The 24341-nt window shown below is 39.4% G+C and carries 24 protein-coding genes and 2 other annotated features; all 24 genes read left to right on the top strand.

Annotated elements, in window-relative coordinates:
• Nucleotides 1–158 precede the first annotated feature (158 nt).
• The 24 genes from HF876_RS07235 to fusA all read left to right on the top strand — a co-directional run bounded on the left by HF876_RS07235 (nt 159) and on the right by fusA (nt 24275).
• The gene (locus HF876_RS07235) at nt 159–1250 is read left to right on the top strand and encodes a PIN/TRAM domain-containing protein (RefSeq protein WP_169359394.1); all 1092 of its coding nucleotides are present in this window, start codon (nt 159–161) and stop codon (nt 1248–1250) included.
• 66 nt (nt 1251–1316) lie between these two features.
• Nucleotides 1317–2009: a 2-C-methyl-D-erythritol 4-phosphate cytidylyltransferase gene (gene ispD, locus HF876_RS07230; RefSeq protein WP_169359393.1), complete on the top strand. Its 693-nt coding sequence runs from the start codon at nt 1317–1319 to the stop codon at nt 2007–2009.
• Between the two features lies 1 nt (nt 2010).
• Nucleotides 2011–2490: a 2-C-methyl-D-erythritol 2,4-cyclodiphosphate synthase gene (ispF, locus tag HF876_RS07225; protein ID WP_169359392.1), complete on the top strand. Its 480-nt coding sequence runs from the start codon at nt 2011–2013 to the stop codon at nt 2488–2490.
• A 146-nt stretch (nt 2491–2636) separates the two neighbouring features.
• Nucleotides 2637–4100 carry a glutamate--tRNA ligase gene (gltX, locus tag HF876_RS07220; protein ID WP_169359391.1) on the top strand — a complete coding sequence of 488 codons (1464 nt, stop codon included), beginning with the start codon at nt 2637–2639 and terminating at the stop codon, nt 4098–4100.
• Nucleotides 4101–4154: 54 nt separating this feature from the next.
• Nucleotides 4155–4372: a binding site (T-box leader), on the top strand.
• A 48-nt stretch (nt 4373–4420) separates the two neighbouring features.
• A complete protein-coding gene (gene cysE / locus HF876_RS07215; RefSeq protein WP_169359390.1) occupies nt 4421–5095 on the top strand; it encodes a serine O-acetyltransferase in 675 nt (224 codons plus the stop codon).
• Nucleotides 5076–6476 (top strand): cysteine--tRNA ligase, encoded by a 1401-nt coding sequence (gene cysS, locus HF876_RS07210; RefSeq protein ID WP_169359389.1) that lies wholly within the window; start codon nt 5076–5078, stop codon nt 6474–6476. The genes cysE and cysS overlap by 20 nt, the downstream gene beginning before the upstream one ends.
• Nucleotides 6477–6535: 59 nt before the next feature.
• Nucleotides 6536–6898: a Mini-ribonuclease 3 gene (locus tag HF876_RS07205; protein ID WP_445678204.1), complete on the top strand. Its 363-nt coding sequence runs from the start codon at nt 6536–6538 to the stop codon at nt 6896–6898.
• On the top strand, nt 6898–7659 hold the full coding sequence (gene rlmB / locus HF876_RS07200; protein ID WP_169359387.1) for a 23S rRNA (guanosine(2251)-2'-O)-methyltransferase RlmB: 762 nt from the start codon (nt 6898–6900) through the stop codon (nt 7657–7659). Before HF876_RS07205 ends, rlmB begins: the two co-directional genes overlap by 1 nt.
• Nucleotides 7660–7663: 4 nt before the next feature.
• On the top strand, nt 7664–8173 hold the full coding sequence (locus tag HF876_RS07195; protein ID WP_169359386.1) for an NYN domain-containing protein: 510 nt from the start codon (nt 7664–7666) through the stop codon (nt 8171–8173).
• Nucleotides 8174–8217: 44 nt separating this feature from the next.
• Nucleotides 8218–8889, top strand: coding sequence for an RNA polymerase sporulation sigma factor SigH (gene sigH / locus HF876_RS07190; RefSeq protein ID WP_169359385.1), 672 nt, complete (start codon nt 8218–8220; stop codon nt 8887–8889).
• Between the two features lie 74 nt (nt 8890–8963).
• A complete protein-coding gene (rpmG, locus tag HF876_RS07185) occupies nt 8964–9113 on the top strand; it encodes a 50S ribosomal protein L33 (protein WP_169359384.1) in 150 nt (49 codons plus the stop codon).
• A 40-nt stretch (nt 9114–9153) separates the two neighbouring features.
• Complete coding sequence (gene secE / locus HF876_RS07180) at nt 9154–9339, top strand: preprotein translocase subunit SecE (protein WP_169359383.1); 186 nt, start codon at nt 9154–9156, stop codon at nt 9337–9339.
• Nucleotides 9340–9440: 101 nt separating this feature from the next.
• On the top strand, nt 9441–9974 hold the full coding sequence (nusG, locus tag HF876_RS07175; protein ID WP_169359382.1) for a transcription termination/antitermination protein NusG: 534 nt from the start codon (nt 9441–9443) through the stop codon (nt 9972–9974).
• 165 nt (nt 9975–10139) lie between these two features.
• Entirely contained in the window at nt 10140–10565 is a 426-nt protein-coding gene (gene rplK / locus HF876_RS07170) for a 50S ribosomal protein L11 (protein WP_169359381.1), read from the top strand.
• A 128-nt stretch (nt 10566–10693) separates the two neighbouring features.
• Nucleotides 10694–11386, top strand: a complete 693-nt coding sequence (gene rplA, locus HF876_RS07165; RefSeq protein WP_169359380.1) for a 50S ribosomal protein L1 — start codon at nt 10694–10696, stop codon at nt 11384–11386.
• 42 nt (nt 11387–11428) lie between these two features.
• Nucleotides 11429–11572, top strand: a sequence feature (ribosomal protein L10 leader region).
• Between the two features lie 32 nt (nt 11573–11604).
• Complete coding sequence (rplJ, locus tag HF876_RS07160; RefSeq protein WP_169359379.1) at nt 11605–12105, top strand: 50S ribosomal protein L10; 501 nt, start codon at nt 11605–11607, stop codon at nt 12103–12105.
• A 70-nt stretch (nt 12106–12175) separates the two neighbouring features.
• Nucleotides 12176–12538, top strand: a complete 363-nt coding sequence (gene rplL / locus HF876_RS07155; RefSeq protein WP_169359378.1) for a 50S ribosomal protein L7/L12 — start codon at nt 12176–12178, stop codon at nt 12536–12538.
• A 77-nt stretch (nt 12539–12615) separates the two neighbouring features.
• The gene (locus tag HF876_RS07150) at nt 12616–13218 is read left to right on the top strand and encodes a class I SAM-dependent methyltransferase (protein ID WP_169359377.1); all 603 of its coding nucleotides are present in this window, start codon (nt 12616–12618) and stop codon (nt 13216–13218) included.
• Nucleotides 13219–13446: 228 nt separating this feature from the next.
• Nucleotides 13447–17001: a DNA-directed RNA polymerase subunit beta gene (gene rpoB / locus HF876_RS07145; protein WP_169359376.1), complete on the top strand. Its 3555-nt coding sequence runs from the start codon at nt 13447–13449 to the stop codon at nt 16999–17001.
• A 134-nt stretch (nt 17002–17135) separates the two neighbouring features.
• Nucleotides 17136–20738, top strand: coding sequence for a DNA-directed RNA polymerase subunit beta' (gene rpoC / locus HF876_RS07140; protein WP_169359375.1), 3603 nt, complete (start codon nt 17136–17138; stop codon nt 20736–20738).
• A 130-nt stretch (nt 20739–20868) separates the two neighbouring features.
• Nucleotides 20869–21117, top strand: a complete 249-nt coding sequence (locus tag HF876_RS07135) for a ribosomal L7Ae/L30e/S12e/Gadd45 family protein (protein WP_169359374.1) — start codon at nt 20869–20871, stop codon at nt 21115–21117.
• 97 nt (nt 21118–21214) lie between these two features.
• Nucleotides 21215–21634 carry a 30S ribosomal protein S12 gene (gene rpsL / locus HF876_RS07130; protein ID WP_169359373.1) on the top strand — a complete coding sequence of 140 codons (420 nt, stop codon included), beginning with the start codon at nt 21215–21217 and terminating at the stop codon, nt 21632–21634.
• Nucleotides 21635–21675: 41 nt separating this feature from the next.
• Nucleotides 21676–22146: a 30S ribosomal protein S7 gene (rpsG, locus tag HF876_RS07125; protein ID WP_169359372.1), complete on the top strand. Its 471-nt coding sequence runs from the start codon at nt 21676–21678 to the stop codon at nt 22144–22146.
• Between the two features lie 50 nt (nt 22147–22196).
• Nucleotides 22197–24275 carry an elongation factor G gene (gene fusA, locus HF876_RS07120; RefSeq protein ID WP_169359371.1) on the top strand — a complete coding sequence of 693 codons (2079 nt, stop codon included), beginning with the start codon at nt 22197–22199 and terminating at the stop codon, nt 24273–24275.
• The last annotated feature ends 66 nt before the right edge of the window (nt 24276–24341 follow it).

Below are 24341 nucleotides of genomic sequence, written 5' to 3'. Positions count from 1 at the left end.
CTAAAATACGTATACTTCTGAGTGGTAATGTAAACTATGTATAAGTAAACTTTTGATACTAGTATTGTATTGCTGCATTGGTTAGCCTTGCTCATACGTCAAAATAGGCATAGAGCCATAAAAGGAAGTATAATAAAATTTAAACGGAGGTGGAATATTTGTTAAAGTGGATTATTCAAATTGCTTTTGTATTAATAGGTGGTACATTAGGGTTGCTATTCTTACCGCACTTATATGAACTGATTAATTTATCCAACAACTCTTTTATTAACAATGTATATGTTTCTGTATTAATCGGAGCAATCATGCTGTATGTAGCTGCGCTATTTTTAACAGATTATTTAATTCATTTCATTAAATGGATGGAGGAAAGACTATTAAAGGCACCCATTGGTGATTTGTTGTTTGGGACGTTAGGGATGGTCATCGGGTTAATCGTAGCCTTCTTTTTAGGGTCAGCGGTATCGAGTATTGAATTTCCAGTCATTCGGTCTGTTGCTCCAGTTCTATTGACCATCATTTTAGGGTATTTAGGATTCCAGGTAGGTTATAAAAAGAGAGATGAATTGCTACACGTGTTTACTCCATCTTCTAAGCTCCCTGCATTGAAGAAAAAAACAGCAGAGGAAGAAGAACAAGCTCTACCATTGGGGACTTACAAGCTCTTGGACACAAGTGTGATCATTGATGGGAGAATAGCTGATATTTCTGAAACCGGCTTTATGGAAGGGGTACTAGTTGTCCCTCAATTTGTGCTAACGGAGCTTCAGCATATTGCAGATTCTTCTGATACACTTAAACGGACAAGAGGTCGCCGTGGCTTAGACGTTCTAAACAAACTAAAGGATGAAAGAAGCACTGCGGTTTTAATAGTGGAAGAAGACTTTGAGGATGTCCAAGAAGTTGATTTAAAATTGATGCGTCTAGCTAAAAAAATGGGCGGCATAGTAGTCACAAATGATTTTAACCTAAACAAGGTGTGTGAGCTGCATCAGGTTCGTGTATTGAATATTAATGATTTAGCAAATGCCGTTAAACCGGTAGTTATTCCCGGGGAAATAATGCATGTAGTTGTGATTAAAGATGGTAAAGAGCATAATCAAGGGGTAGCTTATTTAGACGATGGGACAATGATTGTTGTAGAAGGCGGTAAAGCTTATATCGGACAAGCTATTAATGTAGAAGTGACGAGTGTTCTCCAAACATCAGCAGGACGAATGATCTTTGCGAAACCCCAAGAAACTAAATAAGTAGGAGGGGATGTTTCCTTTGTGGAGCATACCCTTTTTCTTTGTAATATAGGAGGTACGTAAATAATGTTGTATACAGTAATCTTACCTGCCGCGGGAAGTGGAAAAAGGATGGGAGCAGGTCACAACAAACTTTTTATCGAATTAAGTAATATACCAGTTTTAATACATACGCTTAGAGTTTTTGAACAAGACCCTGACTGCGCTCATATTGTTTTAGCGATAAAAAAAGAAGAAAAATCATATATAGAACAGCTGCTTCAGCAATATTCCATCCAAAAGGTGTCAGCCATTGTAGAAGGCGGTTCTGAAAGACAGCATAGTGTATATGCGGGCTTGAAGGCTAGTCCTGCTAAAGGGATTGTATTGGTGCATGATGCTGCTAGACCGTTCATTCAGCAGGAAATCATTCATCAGCTAGTCCAAGCAGCTGAAAAATTTGGCGCAGCAGTTGCTGCAGTACGGGCAAAGGATACGATGAAAAAGGTTCACAATGGTATAATACAGGAAACGGTTGATCGAGAGAGTCTTTGGATTATCCAAACACCTCAAGCTTTTCAATATGATGTATTGGAGAAAGCCGAAAGACTCGCTGAGCAGGAATCCTTTTTAGGGACAGACGAGGCTATGCTAGTAGAGAAGCAAGGTGGAAATGTTCACATCGTGGAGAGTACCTATGATAACGTAAAGGTAACCACTCAAGAGGACTTATTGTTAGGAGAAGTAATTTTAAATAAACGAAAGCAGGAGGAAAAATAAATTGTTAAGAATAGGACAAGGCTTTGATGTACATGAATTTGCAGATAACCGCCCATTAATCATAGGTGGGATAACGATCCCTTATGAAAGAGGTTTAATAGGTCACTCGGATGCAGATGTGTTACTCCATACCATTACAGATGCAGCGCTAGGAGCAATTGGAGAAGGAGATATTGGAAGACATTTCCCTGATACGGATCCTGAATTTAAAGATGCAGATTCAGCGAAATTACTCGAGTATATTTGGAAGCTAGTAGATGCAAAAGGCTATAAGCTTGGAAATATAGATTGCACGATAATAGCTCAGATGCCTAAAATGGCCCCGTACATAGAGCAAATCCGCTCAAAAGTAGCAGAGCTTCTGCAAGCTGATGTCTCTCAGGTCAATGTAAAGGCAACAACTACCGAAAAGCTAGGGTTTACTGGGCGTGGGGAAGGGATTGCTTCGATGGCAACTATCCTTTTAATGAAAAAAGACTAGCTTTAAAAATGCTACACGCAGTGGTAGAATAGATAAAGTTTACTACTTTAGCGAAACAGGCAACAATCACGTTGTCTATCAACGGTTTAATTCCACTTTCCAGATAACGGTTTAATTTAAACGTAAGATAATTAGGAGGATTTATAATGACACAAGAAGTTCGCGTACGCTATGCACCAAGTCCTACAGGAAATCTTCATATTGGAGGAGCACGTACTGCATTATTCAATTATTTATATGCTCGCCACCATAATGGGAAATTTATCGTTCGTATTGAAGACACAGATATTGAGCGAAATATTGAAGGCGGAGAATTATCACAGCTGGATAACTTAAAGTGGCTAGGAATGGAATACGATGAATCAGTAGATATCGGTGGACCTTATGCACCTTATCGCCAAATGGAGCGATTAGATATTTACACGAAATACGCAGAGGAAATGCTAGAAAAAGGCCATGCTTATAAATGTTTCTGTACTTCTGAGGAATTAGAAGCTGACCGTGAGCAACAAAAAGAAAATGGTGTAGCTGCTCCGATGTATAACGGAAAATGCCGACATCTATCCAAAGAAGAAGTACAAGAGAAGGAAGCGGCAGGAACACCTTATACGATTCGTATGCGTGTGCCTGAGAATGTAACGTATAAGTTTGACGATTTAGTTCGTGGAACTGTGTCCTTTGAATCCAAAGACGTTGGTGACTGGGTTCTTGTCAAAGCAAATGGCATTCCAACCTATAACTACGCAGTAGTATTAGATGATCACTTAATGGAGATTACGCATGTATTCCGAGGTGAAGAGCATTTATCCAATACTCCAAAACAATTAATGGTATTTGACGTTTTCGGCTGGGAATATCCTAAGTACGGGCACATGACGTTAATCATCAACGAAAGCCGTAAAAAATTATCTAAACGTGATGAATCAATCATACAATTTGTAGCACAATATAAAGACCTAGGGTATCTTCCAGAAGCAATGTTCAACTTCTTTGCTCTATTAGGCTGGTCTCCTGAAGGAGAAGAAGAAATCTTCTCTAAAGAGGAATTCATTAAACAATTTGATGTAGCTCGTCTTTCCAAATCACCGTCAATGTTCGATAAGCAAAAACTAACTTGGATGAACAATCAATACATTAAGCAACTTCCACTAGAAAAAGTAGTAGAGCTTGCGTTGCCACATCTACAAAAAGAAGGACTTCTTCCAGAGGAATTATCTGAGGAGCAACAAGTATGGGCTACAAATTTAATAGGGCTTTACCATGATCAAATGAGCTTTGGAGCAGAAATTATTGAGTTGTCATCATTGTTCTTTAACGACGATGTTGCATATAATGAAGAAGCTCTTGAAGTATTGACTGGTGAACAAGTACCAGAGGTTATGGCTGCCTTTAAAGCACAGTTAGAGGCTCTAGAAACATTTGAACCAGCAGAAATTAAAGCATCGATTAAAGCAGTGCAAAAGGAAACGGGTCATAAGGGGAAAAACCTATTTATGCCTATCCGTGTCGTAACTACTGGCCAAACACATGGTCCGGAATTAGCGGATGCAATTAGCTTAATCGGTAAAGAAAAAGTAATTGCAAGAGTTTCCAAATACGCTAAACAATAAAATTGACTTTTCCACTACAAGGTGTGAAAATGAGTGTAATTCATGAACGAAGTAAAGAAAGCTAAGAAGAGGAGAAGTACGTAACGCAAGTTCCTTAGAGAGGACCATCACCGGCTGAAAGTGGTCTGAACCTATGAGTTATGGAAATGCACCTCGGAGCGCCAAGCCGAACGATTAGTAGGCTGGACGTATCATCTGCGTTAAAGATGTGAAGCGGGAAAGATAAACATCTTTCCAATCAGAGTGGAACCGCGCAAAACAGCGTCTCTGTCTATATTTATAGACAGAGACTTTTTTTATGGAAAAAAGGAGTGATTAACGTGTTTGAGCGGATGAAAGAAGATATAGAGGTAGTGTTTGAACAGGATCCCGCTGCTACTAGTAAGTTGGAGGTTATATTAACCTATGCAGGTTTACATGCAGTTTGGAGCCATAGGTTAGCACATGTCTTTTATAAGAGGAAATGGTTTTTCCTTGCAAGGCTAATCTCCCAAATCAGCAGGTTCTTTACAGGTATAGAAATCCATCCTGGAGCGGTGATAGGCAGACGCTTCTTCATCGACCATGGTTCAGGGGTGGTTATTGGAGAAACCTGTGAGATAGGAGACGATTGTACGATCTATCAAGGTGTTACCTTAGGGGGAACTGGTAAAGAAAAAGGAAAGCGTCACCCTACTCTTAAGAATAATGTCTTAGTAGCTACTGGAGCTAAGGTGTTGGGGTCTATCACAATCGGCGACAACAGTAAGGTAGGAGCAGGCTCCGTCGTCCTAAAGGATGTACCAGAAGATTCTACGGTAGTTGGCATACCTGGTGTAGTCGTTATTCAAAATGGTAAAAAGGTAAAAAGAAACTTAGATCATCAAGATCTTCCTGATCCATTTGCAGATCGGTGCAAGGAAATGGAAGATAAGATTAAGCAGCTACAGGAAGAAATAGTTCGATTGCTAGAGGAAAAGGAGAGAGCCAAACGCCATGACAATTCAAATCTTTAATTCACTAAAACGTGAGAAGGAACCATTTGTGCCAATAGAAGAAGGAAAGGTAAAAATGTATGTATGCGGTCCAACGGTATACAATTACATTCATATCGGTAATGCACGACCGGTTATCGTATATGACACGGTCCGAAAGTATTTGCAATATCGTGGATACGATGTGACATTCGTAAGTAACTTTACTGATGTAGACGACAAGATTATTAAAGCGGCCAACGAACTCGGTGAAGATGTATCAGAGCTTACGGATCGCTTTATTAAAGCTTATTATGCAGACGTAGAGGCACTAGGGTGCACAAAGGCAGACTCCCATCCTCGTGTAACGGAACATATGGATGAAATTATAGATTTTATTAAAGTGCTAGTAGAAAAAGGCTATGCTTATGAATCACAAGGTGACGTTTACTACCGTACGAGAAAGTTTGAAGGGTACGGAAAGCTTTCACATCAGTCCGTAGATGACTTAAAGGTAGGAGCACGCATTGAGCGTGGAGAGAAGAAAGAAGACGCATTAGACTTCGCTCTATGGAAAGCTGCAAAGCCAGGTGAGATATTCTGGGAAAGTCCATGGGGGCAAGGTCGACCAGGTTGGCATATTGAGTGCTCTGTTATGGCACGTGAGATTTTAGGAGACACAATTGATATACACGCTGGTGGTCAGGATTTAACTTTCCCTCACCATGAAAACGAGATTGCTCAATCTGAGGCTAGAACTGGAAAAACCTTTGCTAGGTATTGGATGCATAACGGTTATATCAATATAGACAATGAAAAAATGTCTAAGTCACTTGGTAACTTTGTATTGGTGAATGACATTCGCAAGCAAATTAACCCGCAGGTGCTCCGATTCTTTATGCTAAGTGTTCATTACCGTAACCCAATTAACTATTCTCAAGAGCTTGTAGAGCAGGCAGAGGCAGGATTAGAACGTATTCGTACTTCATATGAAAATGTACTTCACCGTTTGAATACAACAGCGGATTTAGGTGACCAGCATGATATATGGCTGCACAAAATACAAGAGGTTAAGCAACAATTTGAAATGGCAATGGATGATGATTTTAATACTGCCAATGGGATAGCTGCATTATTTGAATTATCTAAGCTAGCGAATACTTATCTATTAGAAAAGCAAACATCTGAAGAAGTATTAAATCAATTTATATCCGTTTTGGATTTATTAACTGCAGTTCTTGGAATTACTCTTTCAAAGGAGCAAGAGGTGTTGGATGAAGAAATTGATGCGCTGATCGAAGAACGTAACCAAGCGAGAAAAGATCGAAATTTTGCTCGTGCGGATGAAATTAGAGATCAGCTGAAGGAAATGAATATTATTTTAGAAGATACTGCCCAAGGTATCCGATGGAAGCGTGGGTGACCCTCGTGGAATTTAAATTATCTGATGTAAAGCAACTTAACTCTTTAGCCTTAGCTTATATGGGTGATGCGGTGTTCGAACAAGTAGTTCGAGAACACCTCATCCGCTCAGGGCGGGTTAGACCAAACATCCTTCACAAAGAAGCAACAAATTACGTGTCTGCCAAGGCACAAGCAACAATCGTTAAAGAAATGTTAAACACTAATTTCTTAACTGAGGAAGAAGAGGCTGTCTTAAGAAGAGGAAGAAATGCCAAATCTGGAACGGTTCCTAAAAATACAGATGTTTTGACGTATCATTACAGTACAGCGTTTGAAGCTGTTATTGGTAGCTTATACTTAAGTGAGCAAGCAGATCGTTTGCAAGAGGTGCTGCGATTTTCCATTGAATTTATCGATGGGCAAAAGGGAGAGAAAAAATAATGATAGAGAAATCCGAACAAACTGGTGAAATTATTGCTGGTAAAAATCCAGTCGTAGAAGCACTGCGCTCTGGAAGAGACATGAATAAGGTCTGGATAGCTGAAGGTATTCAAAAAAGTGGCGTTACAGAAATCATACAATTGGCGAAGGAAGCAGGAATTATCGTTCAGTTTGTCCCAAAGAAAAAGCTGGATAATCTAACCGATGCAAATCATCAAGGGATTGTAGCTTCAGTTGCTGCTTACAAATATGCAGAATTAGATGATTTATTTAATCTAGCTGCAAGTAAAAAAGAGGATCCACTTTTTATCATTTTAGATGAAATTGAGGACCCACATAACCTAGGTTCTATTATGCGTACTGCGGATGCAGTAGGAGCACATGGTATTATCATTCCGAAGAGAAGAGCTGTTGGGTTAACAGCAGTAGTAGCCAAAGCATCTACAGGTGCAATTGAGCATGTGCCAGTTTATCGTGCCGGGAACTTGGCTCAAACAGTGGACGAGCTTAAAGAGCGCGGAGTGTGGATTGCAGGAACAGATGCTGCGAAGTCAACAGATTATAGAAATATGGATGCTACCCTCCCGTTAGCACTCATTATTGGAAGTGAAGGAAAAGGGATGAGTCGATTATTAAAAGATAAATGCGACTTTCTTTACCATTTGCCGATGGTTGGTCATGTAACTAGCTTGAATGCGTCCGTTGCTACGTCAATCCTTCTATACGAAGTTTTGCGCGTAAGAAACCCGCTTAAACAATAAAATCATGCAGATTCTACTTGTCGATGGTTATAATATCATCGGCGCATGGAGCGAGTTAAGAAAACTAAAAAATGATAAATTACTAGATGCTAGAGATAGACTAATCGAGCAAATGGCAGAATATAAAGCATTTACTGGTATACGAGTAATTGTAGTGTTTGATGCCCACCTAGTACCGGGTATAGAAAACAAAAAGAAACAGTATGATGTGGAAATTATCTTTACAAGAAAAAATGAAACAGCAGACGAGCGAATTGAAAAGATGACTCGGGAGTTAAGTGGTAGACGCGTACAAATTTATGTTGCTACCTCTGATATGACAGAGCAACGAGTCATATTTGGACAAGGTGCGCTAAGAAAATCTGCAAGAGAGTTAGAAATTGAAATGATTTCTATTTCCTCGAATATTACGAAAAAAGTGAAGGATATCCAAGAAGCTAAGCCGTCTTCGACCATTGATTTATCAGAAGAAGTAGCGGAAATTTTCGAAAAATGGCGAAGAGGAATGAAATGACTCATTGACGCTATAAATTTGAATCCTGTATACTGATGGTAAATATGTCTAATTTAGCTGAGGTGACTTCATTGGAAAAGACAGAGCTGAATCTACAACAATTGGATAGTTTACTAGATGAAGAGCTTGTAGAAATGGTTCATCAAGGAAACACCGAAGCGCTAGATTATTTAATAACGAAATACCGTTCATTTGTGAGAATGAAAGGTAGATCCTATTTTTTAATAGGTGCGGATAAGGAAGATATACTTCAAGAAGGAATGATTGGACTATATAAGGCGATTCGTGATTTCAAAGAGGAAAAGCTTTCTTCTTTTAGGGCATTTGCTGAATTATGTATTACAAGGCAGATTATTACTGCTATTAAAACAGCTACCAGGCAAAAGCATATTCCGCTCAATTCATATATTTCCTTGGACAAGCCGATCTATGATGAAGAATCGGACCGTACACTTATGGATATTATCGCAGGATCTGTGGTAGACGACCCAGAGGAGTTAATCATAAACAGAGAAAACTATGATTACATGGAAGGTAAAATGGGTGAAATTTTAAGCGAGCTTGAGCAGCAGGTGCTCTCCTTATATCTAGATGGCCAATCCTATCAAGAGATATCCGAGGAATTGAATAGACATGTTAAGTCTATCGATAATGCCTTGCAAAGAGTAAAGCGTAAGCTAGAGCGTTATATGGAGATTGGAAGTAATTATGCATAATTTGGGATTTTGTTGACACAGTAAGTCTAAGGTGATAATCTTGAAAAAGACTTATACACCAAAAAGGTGAGATTATGACTAAAAAAATCGTCTTGAGTTGCGTAGAATGTGGTAATCGCAATTATACAGTTCCAGCGTCTAAAGAGAGCGGTTCTGTTCGTATAGAGAGAAAAATATACTGCACGCATTGTAATGCTCATACAGTACACAAACAAACATTATGAGTATGTAAGAAGATAGATATTCATGTGGAGGTTCAACTAAATGGCTAATATTAGTGGGTTTTTTAAAAACGTAGGGTCAGAAATGAGAAAAGTAAGTTGGCCAAAACGCAAAGAGCTAACACGGTACACAATCATTGTGCTTGCAACAGTAGCGGTAATGGCTGTATTCTTTGCAGTAGTGGACTTAGGTATTTCTGAATTGTTCCGTTGGTACTTGGAGTTATAAGTTTGTAGCATGTAAATATCTGAAAATAGCCCGTCTTAGTCAACGAACGGGTTTTTTCATTTGTCTTAGAAAAGGAGGGAAGGACGTCTAGTCCTGACACTATGGAAAAAAATTGGTATGTCGTTCATACGTACTCTGGGTATGAAAATAAAGTAAAAGCAAATTTAGAAAAGCGTGTAGAAACAATGGGGATGTCTGACAAGATATTCCGAGTGTTCATCCCGGAACAAGAAGAAACAGATTTTAAAGATGGAAAAAAACGTGTGGTTACAAGAAAAACATTCCCTGGGTATGTTTTTGTAGAGTTAATCATGACTGACGACGCTTGGTATGTAGTACGTAACACACCAGGAGTAACTGGATTCCTAGGTTCATCAGGTGGAGGGACAAAGCCTACACCGCTTGCTCCAGAAGAGGTTCAATCTATGCTGAAGCAAATGGGTATGAACGATCGCAAAGTCGAGGTAGATTTCTCAGTTGGAGAATTAGTAGAAGTACTAGAAGGGCCATTTGCTCATTTCCAAGGTAAAGTAGAAGCAATCGAGGCAGAAAAAGGAAAAGTTACTGTTTCTATAGATATGTTCGGACGCGAAACGAATATGGAGCTAGATTTCGAACAAGTAATTAAAGTATAATTTATACTTGCTAAAAAAATGGATAAGTGGTATCATTTCAAAGGTCAGACTGAAAAAAAGTCTGCATGAATTTTCTAAATGTTATCAGCGCAGAGCTGAGAGACAGATATTTGAGTGGGAGGGGCAACCCAATTACCACATCACGGACTTAAGGAGGTGTGTCTCGTGGCTAAAAAAGTGATTAAAGTTGTTAAATTACAAATTCCTGCTGGTAAAGCTAATCCAGCTCCACCGGTTGGTCCTGCATTAGGACAAGCAGGTGTTAATATCATGGGATTCTGTAAGGAGTTCAACGCACGTACTGCTGATCAAGCAGGTCTAATCATTCCGGTTGAAATTTCTGTATTTGAAGATCGTTCTTTTACATTCATTACAAAAACTCCGCCGGCAGCAGTGTTACTTAAAGTAGCAGCAGGAATTCAATCTGGATCAGGTGAACCGAACCGCGTTAAAGTGGCGACAGTTAAACGTGAAAAAGTTCGCGAAATCGCTGAACAAAAAATGCCAGATCTAAACGCTGCATCTGTTGAAACAGCTATGTTGATGGTTGAAGGTACAGCACGTAGCATGGGTATTACGATCGAAGACTAATACTTTATGTGATTTTGATATGAAGCAATTGTTTTTTGGAAGGTTGTAGTTGTTCCTTAGAATAACTGCAACCTTTACACGTGGGAGGTTTATTCCGCTAAAACCACTATCAAGGAGGACATTTTAAAATGGCTAACAAAGGTAAAAAGTTACAAGAAGCTGCTAAATTAGTTGACAAAAATACTACGTATTCAGCTAAAGAAGCAATTGAACTTGCTAAAAAAACTAGCACAGTTAATTTTGATGCAACAGTTGAAGTTGCTTTCCGTCTAGGAATTGATACTCGTAAAAACGACCAACAAATCCGTGGAGCAGTAGTACTTCCAAACGGAACTGGTAAAACTCAACGCGTATTAGTTTTTGCTAAAGGTGAAAAACTTAAAGAAGCTGAAGCTGCAGGTGCAGACTATGTAGGTGACGTGGAATATATCAACAAAATCCAACAAGGATGGTTTGACTTCGATGTAATCGTAGCTACTCCTGACATGATGGGTGAAGTTGGTAAAATCGGTCGAGTACTTGGACCAAAAGGTTTAATGCCAAACCCTAAAACTGGTACTGTTACATTTGATGTTACTAAAGCGATTGAAGAAATTAAAGCTGGTAAAGTAGAATACCGTGCTGACAAAGCAGGGATTATTCATGCACCTATCGGAAAAGTTTCTTTCGAAGACGACAAATTAGTAGAAAACTTCATGGCAGTATTTGAAGTAATTCAAAAAGCTAAACCAGCTGCATCAAAAGGTGTTTACATGAAATCTGTAAATGTAACAACTACAATGGGCCCAGCTATTAAAGTTGATGCTCAATCAGTAAAATAATAATTGACAACCTATAGTCTATCTGATAAGATGACTTTTGTTGTGTAATATACATTTGTACCGAAGACAGTAGGAGTGACTTGTCACTTAATATCCTACCGAGGACACGTAAATTCAGATTCTAATTAGATGATGACTTTCTGCCTCTGTGTCTATCCGTAGATCAGAGGCTTTTCTTTTGTCGGTATAAATGGCCAATTCTTATAGGAGGTGCCAAGATGAGCAAAGCAATCGAAACAAAAAAAGTAATTGTAGACGATATCGCTGGTAAATTTAAAGCTGCTGCTTCAGTAGTAGTTGTTGATTACCGTGGTTTAAACGTTGCACAAGTTACGGAATTACGTAAACAACTTCGTGAAGCTGGCGTTGAGTTCAAAGTTTATAAAAACTCACTTACACGTCGTGCTACTGAAATCGCGGGTGTTGATGCGATCAACGAATTCTTAGTTGGACCAAATGCTGTTGCATTCTCTAACGAAGACGTAGTTGCTCCTGCAAAAATCATCAACGATTTTGCTAAAAAGAACGAACAATTAGAAATTAAAGCAGGGATCATCGAAGGTAACGTATCTTCAGCTGAAGATGTAAAAGCACTTGCAGAACTTCCATCACGCGAAGGACTTCTTTCAATGCTTTTATCTGTACTTCAAGCTCCAGTGCGCAATTTCGCACTTGCAACAAAAGCTGTTGCAGAACAAAAAGAAGAACAAGGCGCATAATTCATTATGCAACTCTTCGACAAAAAACCGGCTAATAGCCTAACATACCCAATAATAGGAGGAAAATAAAATGAATAATGAGCAAATCTTAGAAGCTATCAAATCAATGACAGTTCTTGAATTAAACGACTTAGTAAAAGCAATCGAAGAAGAATTCGGTGTTACTGCTGCTGCACCTGTAGCTGCTGCAGCTGGTGGCGGTGCTGCTGCTGCTGAAGAGCAAACTGAATTTGACGTAATCCTTGCATCTGCAGGCGACCAAAAAATCAAAGTAATCAAAGTAGTTCGTGAAATCACTGGTCTTGGCTTGAAAGAAGCTAAAGAAGTAGTAGATAACGCTCCTAAAGCTATTAAAGAAGGCGTATCTAAAGAAGATGCAGAAGCTATGAAAGCTCAACTTGAAGAAGTAGGCGCTAACGTAGAAGTTAAGTAATTTCTGGTACAACTCGGGGAAAAAGCTCGTCTATATACGACGGGCTTTTCTTCGTATGTATGATGGAGGGTTAAACGGTGTCTGAACATTATTATTCTAGAAAACCTCAAACGGAAAGTAAGCCTCAACATTGGAATTTTAAATTACTTGGTCATAATTTTCGGTTTGAAACAGATGCTGGTGTATTTAGTAAGAGCGAAGTAGATTTTGGCTCCCGTGTATTAATTGATGCTTTTAGTGCCCCAGATCTCGAAGGAGATATATTGGATGTGGGCTGTGGGTACGGTCCAATTGGACTTGCCGTTGCAAAAGCAAATGAAGAAAGAACAGTTCATTTAGTAGATGTTAACACACGTGCAATCCAACTTGCAGTAAAAAATGCGGCTGCTAACGGGGTACAAAATGTGCGAATCTATGAAAGTGATGGGTTGTCAGCAGTGGAAACTGCAAACTTTGCGGCTATTATAACTAATCCACCTATTCGCGCTGGAAAAGAGACTATATTTCGTTTCTATAAGGATTCCTATGAAAAATTAGTTTCAGGGGGAGAATTGTGGGTTGTAATTCAAAAGAAACAAGGGGCACCATCTACTTTTAGTTTTTTAGAAGAGATTTTTGGTCAAGTAGAAGTTGTGAACAAAGAAAAAGGTTATTGGATTATAAAAGGTACAAAAGATTGACTTGACAAAATCGCTATGATATTATAATAAAATGCAAAAATATTATTTTGAGGACTTATGCCCTTTTGTATAAAAGCTATACTTTATGGGTATACTGGCCGAGAAAAGTTTGGTGAATCAAAAATGAGCTCTTATTAAGAACTCGTTTTCTTTTTGTCTTTCGATATCATACACCAAAATGTCTATATCGAAAAGACCTAATATCGCTTTAATTGAGGGGTGAATGAGTTGACAGGTCAACTAGTTCAGTACGGACAACACCGCCAGCGTAGAAGTTTTGCGCGTATTAGTGAGGTGCTAGAGTTACCGAATCTTATTGAGATTCAAACAGCATCTTATGAATGGTTCCTTGAAGAAGGTTTACGTGAAATGTTTAAAGATATTTCACCAATCGAGGATTTTACAGGCAATCTATCATTGGAATTTGTCGACTATAGTTTGAATGAACCAAAGTATTCAGTCGATGAATCAAAAGAACGTGACGCAACATACGCAGCACCACTACGCGTAAAAGTACGTCTTCATAACAAAGAAACGGATGAAGTGAAGGAACAGGATGTCTTTATGGGTGATTTCCCACTAATGACAGAAACCGGAACTTTCGTAATTAATGGTGCAGAGCGAGTAATCGTATCTCAGCTAGTCCGTTCACCAAGTGTGTACTTCCATGACAAAACTGACAAAAATGGTAAAAAAGGCTTTGGTGCTACAGTTATTCCTAACCGTGGTGCATGGCTGGAATACGAGATTGATGCAAAGGACGTAGTCTATGTTCGTATTGATAGAACTCGTAAATTACCAGTAACTGTTTTACTTCGTGCTTTAGGTTTCGGTTCAGATCAAGAAATCATTGATTTAATCGGTGACAATGAGTATTTACGTAACACGCTTGAAAAGGACAATACAGAAACTACTGAAAAAGCGTTATTAGAAATCTATGAACGCTTACGTCCTGGTGAGCCACCAACAGTGGAAAGTGCAAAGAGCTTGCTATACTCTCGCTTCTTTGACCCAAAACGCTATGACTTAGCTAATGTTGGTCGTTACAAAATGAACAAAAAATTGCATATTAAAAATCGTTTATTTAACCAAACGGTAGCAGAAACGCTAGTGGATCCTGAAACAGGTGAAATCTTAGTTGAAGCTGGTACGCTGATTGATCGTCGTGTATTAGACAGACTGATTCCACATCTGGAAAACGGAATTGGCTTTAAAACATTCTCTCAAGTAGGTGGAGTGTTAGAAGACGATATTACGGTTCAATCGATTAAAATTTATGCGCCAAATGATGAAGAGCAAAAAGAAATTAACGTAATTAGTAATGCGTATGTGGAAACAGAAGTTAAAAACATTACGCCTGCTGACATCGTTTCATCTATTGGTTACTTCTTTAACCTATTATTCAACGTTGGAAACACAGATGATATTGACCATCTTGGTAACCGTCGTTTACGTTCAGTTGGAGAGTTACTGCAAAACCAATTCCGTATTGGTCTTTCTCGTATGGAACGTGTAGTTCGTGAGCGTATGTCTATTAACGATACACAAGCAATTGTTCCACAACAGCTGATAAATATTCGTCCAGTTATTGCATCTATCAAGGAATTCTTTGGTAGCTCGCAGTTATCTCAGTTCATGGACCAAACAAACCCACTTGCAGAGTTGACTCATAAGCGTCGTCTATCTGCTTTAGGACCCGGTGGTTTAACGCGTGAGCGTGCAGGGTTCGAAGTACGTGACGTTCACTACTCTCACTATGGTCGTATGTGTCCGATTGAAACTCCTGAGGGACCAAACATTGGATTAATTAACTCACTTTCCAGTTTTGCGAAAGTAAATAAATTTGGATTTATCGAAACACCATACCGTCGTGTGGATCCTGAAACAGGTCTTGTGACTTCTCGTATTGACTACCTAACAGCTGATGAAGAGGACAACTACGTTGTTGCGCAAGCAAACTCGCCATTATCTGAAGATGGTGCTTTCAAAAACGAAGAAGTAGTTGGTCGTTTCCGTGGAGATAACACGGTATTTAGAAGAGATCAAATCGATTACATGGACGTTTCGCCGAAGCAAGTAGTTTCTGCAGCGACAGCATGTATTCCTTTCTTAGAAAATGATGACTCTAACCGTGCCCTAATGGGAGCGAACATGCAACGTCAAGCGGTTCCTCTTTTAAACCCAGAAGCTCCGTTTGTCGGAACTGGTATGGAACACGTCAATGCACGTGACTCTGGTGCAGCGGTTATTGCGAAATATCACGGAATTGTAGAACACGTAGAAGCGAAGGAAATTCGCGTGCGTCGAATTGAAGAAGTGGACGGAAAAGAAGTTAAAGGTGACTTAACAACTTATAAAGTACACAAATTTGAGCGTTCCAACCATGGTACATCTATTAACCAACGTCCAATTGTTAAAGTTGGAGATCGTGTTAAACCTTTAGATATTCTTGCAGATGGTCCATCTATGGAACAAGGAGAGCTTGCACTAGGACGTAACGTACTAGTAGCCTTCATGACATGGGACGGATACAACTACGAGGATGCTGTAATTATGAGTGAACGTCTTGTGAAAGATGATGTCTATACTTCTGTGCATATAGAAGAATACGAATCAGAATCACGTGACACGAAGCTTGGGCCAGAAGAAATCACTAGAGATATTCCAAACGTCGGAGAAGATGCATTACGTAACTTAGATGACCGTGGGATTATCCGTGTTGGTGCAGAAGTAAGAGACGGAGATATTTTAGTTGGTAAAGTAACACCTAAAGGGGTTACAGAACTTACTGCTGAAGAACGTTTACTTCATGCTATTTTCGGGGAAAAAGCGCGTGAAGTTCGCGATACATCTCTACGTGTACCTCATGGTGCAGGCGGAATTGTATTAGACGTTAAAGTCTTCAATCGTGAAGATGGCGATGAGTTATCACCTGGCGTTAACCAATTAGTACGTGCTTATATCGTTCAAAAACGTAAAATCTCTGTAGGGGATAAAATGGCCGGACGACATGGTAACAAAGGGGTAATCTCTCGTATACTACCGGAAGAAGATATGCCTTTCCTTCCAGACGGAACACCAGTAGATATTATGTTAAATCCACTAGGGGTACCTTCTCGTATGAATATCGGGCAAGTATTAGAGCTTCACTTAGGTATGGCTTCTAGACTTCTTGGTGTACACATGGCTTCACCAGTATTTGATGGTGCCAACGAGGAAGATGTTTGGAACACAATGGAAGAAGCAGGCTTAAACCGTGATGGTAAAACGACTCTATATGATGGTCGTTCAGGTGAACCATTTGATAACCGCGTATCTGTAGGGGTTATGTATATGATCAAACTTGCCCACATGGTTGATGATAAGCTTCATGCTCGTTCAACAGGACCTTATTCACTTGTTACGCAACAGCCTCTTGGAGGTAAAGCGCAATTCGGTGGACAACGTTTTGGTGAGATGGAAGTATGGGCACTAGAAGCTTATGGTGCTGCTTATACATTACAAGAAATCTTAACAGTTAAATCTGATGACGTGGTTGGACGTGTGAAAACATATGAAGCGATCGTTAAAGGAGAAAGCGTTCCTGAACCAGGTGTTCCTGAATCATTCAAAGTATTGATTAAAGAACTTCAAAGTTTAGGTATGGATGTTAAGATGTTAACAATTGACGAAGAAGAAATTGAACTTCGCGATTTAGATGAAGATGACGATATTCCGGCAGCTGATGCGCTTGGTTTATTACCACTAGCTAATGAAGAAGAGCCAGTTGGAAACTTAGAGTAAGGCAAAGCAGGAATAATTGATTAGATAAAAAATCGGACAGGTGATGCCTGTCCGTATTTCCGTATTAAATTGCATGATGCAGAGCTACTTGGAAGGTCTTTCTAAAGACTCAAGACTAAAGGGAGGTAGGCTCCTTGATAGACGTTAATAATTTTGAGTATATGAAAATTGGTTTAGCTTCACCAGATAAAATTCGTTCATGGTCTTATGGAGAAGTAAAAAAACCTGAAACAATTAACTATCGTACACTAAAACCTGAAAAAGATGGGTTATTCTGTGAGCGTATTTTCGGTCCAACTAAAGACTGGGAATGTCATTGTGGTAAATACAAACGTGTTCGTTATAAAGGCGTAGTTTGTGATCGATGTGGAGTTGAGGTTACGCGTTCGAAAGTCCGTCGTGAGCGTATGGGACACATTGAATTGGCAGCTCCTGTATCACATATTTGGTATTTCAAAGGTATTCCAAGCCGTATGGGTCTGATTTTGGATATGTCTCCAAGATCACTTGAGGAAGTAATTTACTTTGCTTCGTACGTAGTAATCGAACCAGCGGATACACCTCTTGAAAAGAAACAATTACTTTCTGAAAAAGAATACCGTGCATACCGAGATAAGTTTGGCAGCAAATTCCAAGCAGCTATGGGTGCAGAGGCTATTAAGCGTCTATTATCAGAAATAGATCTAGAAAGTGAAACTGAACACCTAAAAGAAGAGTTGAAAACAGCTCAAGGTCAACGTCGTACACGTGCGATTAAACGTTTAGAAGTAGTTGAATCATTCCGTAACTCAGGGAATAAGCCAGATTGGATGATCTTAGATGTTCTTCCGGTAATTCCACCAGAATTACGTCCGATGGTTCAATTAGATGGTGGACGCTTTGCTACATCTGATTTAAATGATCTATACCGTCGTGTAATCAACCGTAATAACCGTTTAAAACGCTTATTAGACTTAGGTGCTCCAAGCATCATCGTTCAAAATGAAAAGCGTATGCTACAAGAAGCAGTAGATGCATTGATTGATAATGGTCGTCGTGGCCGTCCGGTAACAGGACCAGGTAACCGTCCGTTGAAATCACTTTCTCACATGCTTAAAGGGAAACAAGGTCGTTTCCGTCAAAACTTACTTGGTAAACGTGTAGACTATTCTGGTCGTTCGGTTATCGTAGTAGGACCAAACTTAAAAATGTACCAATGTGGTCTTCCAAAAGAGATGGCAATCGAGTTATTTAAACCGTTTGTTATGAAAGAGCTAGTGGAACGCGGCTTGGCACATAATATTAAGAGTGCAAAACGCAAAATCGAGCGCATGCATCCAGAGGTTTGGGATGTACTAGAAGATGTAATCAAGGAGCATCCGGTTTTATTAAACCGCGCACCTACTCTTCACCGTCTAGGTATCCAGGCATTTGAACCAACATTAGTAGAAGGCCGTGCAATTCGTCTTCACCCTCTAGTATGTACAGCATATAACGCTGACTTTGATGGTGACCAAATGGCTGTTCACGTTCCTTTATCAGCAGAAGCACAAGCGGAAGCTCGTCTATTAATGCTTGCAGCACAAAACATTTTGAACCCTAAAGATGGTAAACCAGTTGTTACACCTTCTCAAGATATGGTATTAGGTAACTATTACTTAACACTAGAGCGTAAAGGTGCAATGGGTGAAGGTTCTACATTCTACGGTCCAGAAGAAGTGTTAATCGCTTATAACACTGGTCATGTACATTTGCATACTCGTATTGCAATTGCTGCATCATCATTAAAAAATCCGACGTTTACGGAAGAACAAAACAAGATGTTGTTATTAACTACTGTAGGTAAAGTTATTTTTAACGAAATACTTCCTGAAACGTTCCCGTACATTAACGAACCAACGGATTATAATTTACAAATTGAAACACCTGAAAAATATTTCATCTCTACTACAACAGATGTGAAAAAACATATTGAATCTATGGAACTTGTTCAACCATTCAAGAAGAAAATTTTAGGTAATATCATCGCTGAAGTATTTACACGTTTCCATATTACAGAAACTTCTAAAATGCTTGACCGTATGAAAGCACTTGGATTTAAGTACTCCACTAAGGCTGGTATAACTATCGGTATCTCTGATATCGTCGTACTTCCAGACAAAGGTGAGATTCTTGAAGAAGCACAAGGAAAAGTAGATAAAGTATTGAAACAATTCCGTCGTGGTCTAATAACAGAAGAAGAGCGTTATGCAAGCGTTATTGGACATTGGAGTAGAGCAAAAGAAGTTATTCAAGAAAAACTAATGAAATCATTAGATAATATGAACCCGATCTTCATGATGAGTGACTCTGGTGCCCGTGGTAACGCGTCCAACTTTACTCAACTTGCAGGTATGCGTGGTCTGATGGCCAATCCGGCTGGTCGAATTATCGAACTTCCGATCAAGTCATCGTTCCGTGAAGGTTTAACAGTACTTGAATATTTCATCTCTACACATGGTGCCCGTAAAGGTCTTGCCGATACAGCACTTAAAACAGCCGATTCAGGTTACCTGACTCGTCGTCTTGTTGATGTAGCGCAAGATGTAATCGTACGTGAGGATGACTGTGGTACTGACCGTGGCTTACTAATAGGTTCTCTTATGGAAGGAACGGAAGTTATTGAAGAGTTTGGCGAACGTATTGTTGGTCGTCATACGAAGAAAACAATTTTCCATCCTGAAAAAGGGCATGTTATTTTAGAAAGAGACGGCTTAATTACTAATGAAATCGCGCGTTTGATTGAAGATGCTGGAATTACTCAATTAACTATCCGCTCAGCATTTACTTGTAATACGAAACATGGTGTATGTAAAAAATGTTACGGCTTAAACTTAGCTACAGGTGACAAGGTAGAAGTAGGGGAAGCGGTAGGTATTATCGCTGCTCAATCTATCGGGGAACCAGGTACTCAGTTAACAATGCGTACATTCCATACAGGTGGGGTTGCCGGTGATGATATCACACAAGGTCTTCCACGTATTCAAGAGATCTTCGAAGCTCGTAATCCAAAAGGGCAAGCGGTTATTTCAGAGATTACAGGTACAGTTACTGAAATCGAAGAGATTAGAGAAGGACAAAAAGAAATTACAATTCAAGGTAATGTAGAGACTCGTAAATACTTAGCTCCATACAATGCTCGTCTAAAAGTTCAAGTTAATGACGTTATTCATCGTGGGCAAGTATTAACTGAAGGTTCTATTGATCCTAAAGAATTGTTAAAAGTAAAAGATGTTTCAACTGTTCAAGAGTACTTGTTAAAAGAAGTACAAAAAGTTTATCGTATGCAAGGGGTAGAAATTGGTGATAAGCATATCGAAGTAATGGTTCGCCAAATGCTTCGTAAAGTGCGCGTAATTGAAGCGGGAGAAACTGACTTGCTTCCTGGCTCACTATTAGATATTCATCAATTTGCTGAAGCGAACAAAGAAGCAGTACTACAAGGTAAGATTCCTGCAACTTGTCGCCCAGTTATCCTTGGTATTACAAAAGCTTCTCTTGAAACAGAATCATTCTTATCAGCAGCGTCATTCCAAGAAACGACTCGTGTCTTAACAGATGCAGCGATTAAAGGAAAACGTGATGAGTTACTTGGATTGAAAGAAAACGTAATTATTGGTAAACTAGTTCCTGCTGGTACTGGTATGCAACGTTACCGTCAAATCCAAATAACTAAAAACGAATCAGATGCACAAAAAGAAGCAGTAAACGCAGAGTAACTTTATATTAGGGAGAGTTAATAATAATTCTCCCTAATATTTTCTTGTTAAGTGTTGACACTTTTTGCAGGGAATGATAATATATTTAAGGTTGATAGTTATCGGACTTGTAGCTTTGGAGGATATGTAAATGTCTTATGAAAAAGTAAAACAAGCAGACAAAACGATCATAGGTACAAAGCAAGCAGTAAAAGCAATGAAAAAAGGGCTTGTCAAAGAAGTATATATTGCACTTGATGTAGAATTGAGAATCATTGAATTAGCACGTCAGACAGCAACAGAAAATGATGTACCAATTACCTATGTCGAGTCTAAAATAGACCTTGGTAGAGCCTGTGGATTGCGTTTAGGCGCTTCCGTTGTGGCTATTACTGTGTAACAGTTTTTGTGTGAAGCACAAAGACTTTGTTTTTACCCAAAAAATGAACCACCTGGATGTGTGGTATTAAAAGAACAAATGAAGGGAGGAATAATCGATGCCTACAATTAACCAATTGGTACGTAAGCCTCGTAAATCCAACATCACGAAATCAAAGTCTCCAGCATTAGGAAAAGGCTACAATAGCTTTAAAAAATCTGCTACAGATCTAAACTCGCCACAAAAGCGTGGGGTTTGTACTCGTGTTGGGACAATGACGCCGAAAAAACCAAACTCAGCACTTCGTAAATACGCTCGTGTACGTTTAACAAATACGTTAGAGGTAACAGCTTATATTCCAGGAGAAGGGCACAACCTACAAGAACATAGTGTTGTACTTATCCGCGGAGGACGTGTAAAAGATTTACCAGGGGTACGTTACCATATCGTACGTGGTGCTCTTGACACAGCTGGTGTTACTGGTCGTATGCAAAGCCGTTCTCTATACGGTGCAAAACGCCCTAAAGTTAAAAAATAATCTATTTAATAAATTGACATTCGTCGAAAGGAGGAAAACACATGCCTCGTAAAGGTCCTGTTTCCAAACGTGACGTGTTACCAGATCCAATATATAATTCGAAACTAGTAACTCGTTTAATTAATAAAATGATGATTGACGGTAAAAGAGGTACTTCTCAAAAAATTCTATACGGTGCGTTTGATCTTGTGAAAGAACGTTCTGGTAAAGATGCATTAGAAGTATTTGAAGCTGCATTAACTAACATTATGCCAGTTCTTGAAGTTCGTGCTCGTCGTGTTGGTGGTGCTAACTACCAAGTACCGGTTGAAGTACGTCCTGACCGTCGTTATACTTTAGGTCTTCGCTACCTAGTAAACTATTCACGTCTTCGTGGAGAAAAAACTATGGAAGAGCGTTTAGCTAATGAAATTCTTGATGCATCTAACAACACTGGTGCTTCTGTTAAGAAACGTGAAGATATGCATAAAATGGCGGAAGCTAACAAAGCATTTGCTCACTATCGTTGGTAAGATTCTAATACAATCATACTCTAATCCGAAATTGAAAGGAGAAATACAATATGGCTAGAGAGTTCTCCTTAGAAAAAACACGTAATATCGGTATCATGGCTCACATCGATGCTGGTAAAACGACTACTACGGAGCGTATTCTATACTACACTGGTAAAATCCACAAAATTGGGGAAACTCATGAGGGTGCTTCACAAATGGACTGGATGGAGCAAGAGCAAGAACGTGGTATCACTATCACTTCTGCTGCGACAACAGCTGCTTGGGATAATCACCGTGTAAATATTATCGATACACCTGGACACGTAGACTTCACTGTTGAAGTTGAACGTTCACTTCGTGTACTTGATGGTGCGGTTACAGTACTAGATGCTCAATCTGGTGTTGAACCACAAACTGAAACAGTATGGCGTCAAGCTACAACTTATGGCGTACCACGTATTGTTTTCGTAAACAAAATGGACAAAACAGGTGCGGATTTCTTATATTCTGTAGGAACTCTTCGTGACCGTTTACAAGCTAACGCTCACCCAATTCAGTTACCAATTGGTGCTGAAGATGAATTCAGCGGAATCATCGACCTAGTGTCAATGAAAGCTACTTTATACGGAAACGACTTAGGTACTGATATCCAAGAAGTTGAAATTCCAGAAGAATATAAAGCACAAGCTGAAGAATACCGTGAAAAACTAGTTGAAGCGGTAGCTGAGCTTGATGAAGATCTAATGGAAAAATATCTTGGTGGAGAAGAAATTACGAACGAAGAATTAGTTGCTGGTATCCGTAAAGGTACCCTTAACGTAGAATTCTACCCAGTAGTATGTGGTACAGCATTCAAAAACAAAGGTGTTCAAAAAGTTCTTGATGCAGTAGTTGCTTACCTTCCATCACCACTTGATATTCCAGCTATGAAAGGTATCGATCCAGATAGCGAAGAAGAAGTAGAACGTCACTCTGACGATTCTGAACCATTCTCTGCGTTAGCGTTTAAAGTTATGACTGACCCTTACGTTGGTAAATTAACTTTCTTCCGCGTATACTCTGGTACTCTTCAATCTGGTTCTTATGTACAAAACTCTACTAAAGGTAAGCGTGAGCGCGTAGGACGTATCCTACAAATGCATGCTAACTCTCGTGAAGAGATCTCACAAGTTTATGCTGGAGATATCGCTGCAGCAGTAGGCTTAAAAGATACAACAACTGGTGACACACTTTGTGATGAAAAATCTCTAGTAATTCTTGAGTCTATGGAATTCCCAGAGCCAGTTATCTCACTTTCAGTAGAACCTAAAACAAAAGCTGACCAAGATAAAATGGGTCAAGCTCTACAAAAATTAGCTGAAGAAGATCCAACATTCCGCGTACACACTGACCAAGAAACTGGTCAAGTAATCATCGCTGGTATGGGTGAACTTCACCTTGATATTCTAGTTGACCGTATGCGTCGCGAATTCAAAGTAGAAGCTAACGTAGGTGCTCCTCAAGTATCTTACCGTGAAACTTTCCGTTCATCGGCACAAGTTGAAGGTAAATTCGTTCGCCAATCTGGTGGACGTGGTCAATTCGGACACGTTTGGATTGAATTCTCACCAAACGAAGAAGGAAAAGGCTTTGAATTTGAAAATGCTATCGTTGGTGGGGTAGTACCACGTGAATATATCCCAGCTGTTGAAGCAGGTCTTCGTGACTCTCTTGACAACGGGGTAATCGCTGGATTCCCATTAATCGATATCAAAGCTAAATTATTCGACGGATCATACCATGATGTTGACTCGAATGAGATGGCATTTAAAATTGCAGCATCTATGGCATTGAAAAATGCTGTATCTAAAGTAAACCCTGCACTTCTTGAGCCAATCATGAAGGTAGAAGTTGTTATTCCTGAAGAATATTTAGGAGACATCATGGGTGATATCACATCTCGTCGTGGACGCGTTGAAGGTATGGACGCTCGTGGTAACGCACAAGTAGTACGTGCAATGGTTCCACTTGCTGAAATGTTTGGATATGCAACGTCATTACGTTCAAATACACAAGGTCGAGGAGTATTCTCGATGGTATTTGACCACTATGAAGATGTTCCAAAATCAATTGCTGAAGAAATTATCAAAAAACATAAAGGTGAATAATTAATTTTTCATCTTGATTCAAGCATAACTTTCTTGTAGTGTATGAATTATAGGGACTACTTGTCC

The organism is Psychrobacillus sp. BL-248-WT-3 (genome assembly GCF_012843435.1).
In the GTDB taxonomy this organism is placed as follows: domain Bacteria; phylum Bacillota; class Bacilli; order Bacillales_A; family Planococcaceae; genus Psychrobacillus.
This window is presented reverse-complemented; position numbering and strand designations above follow the sequence as displayed.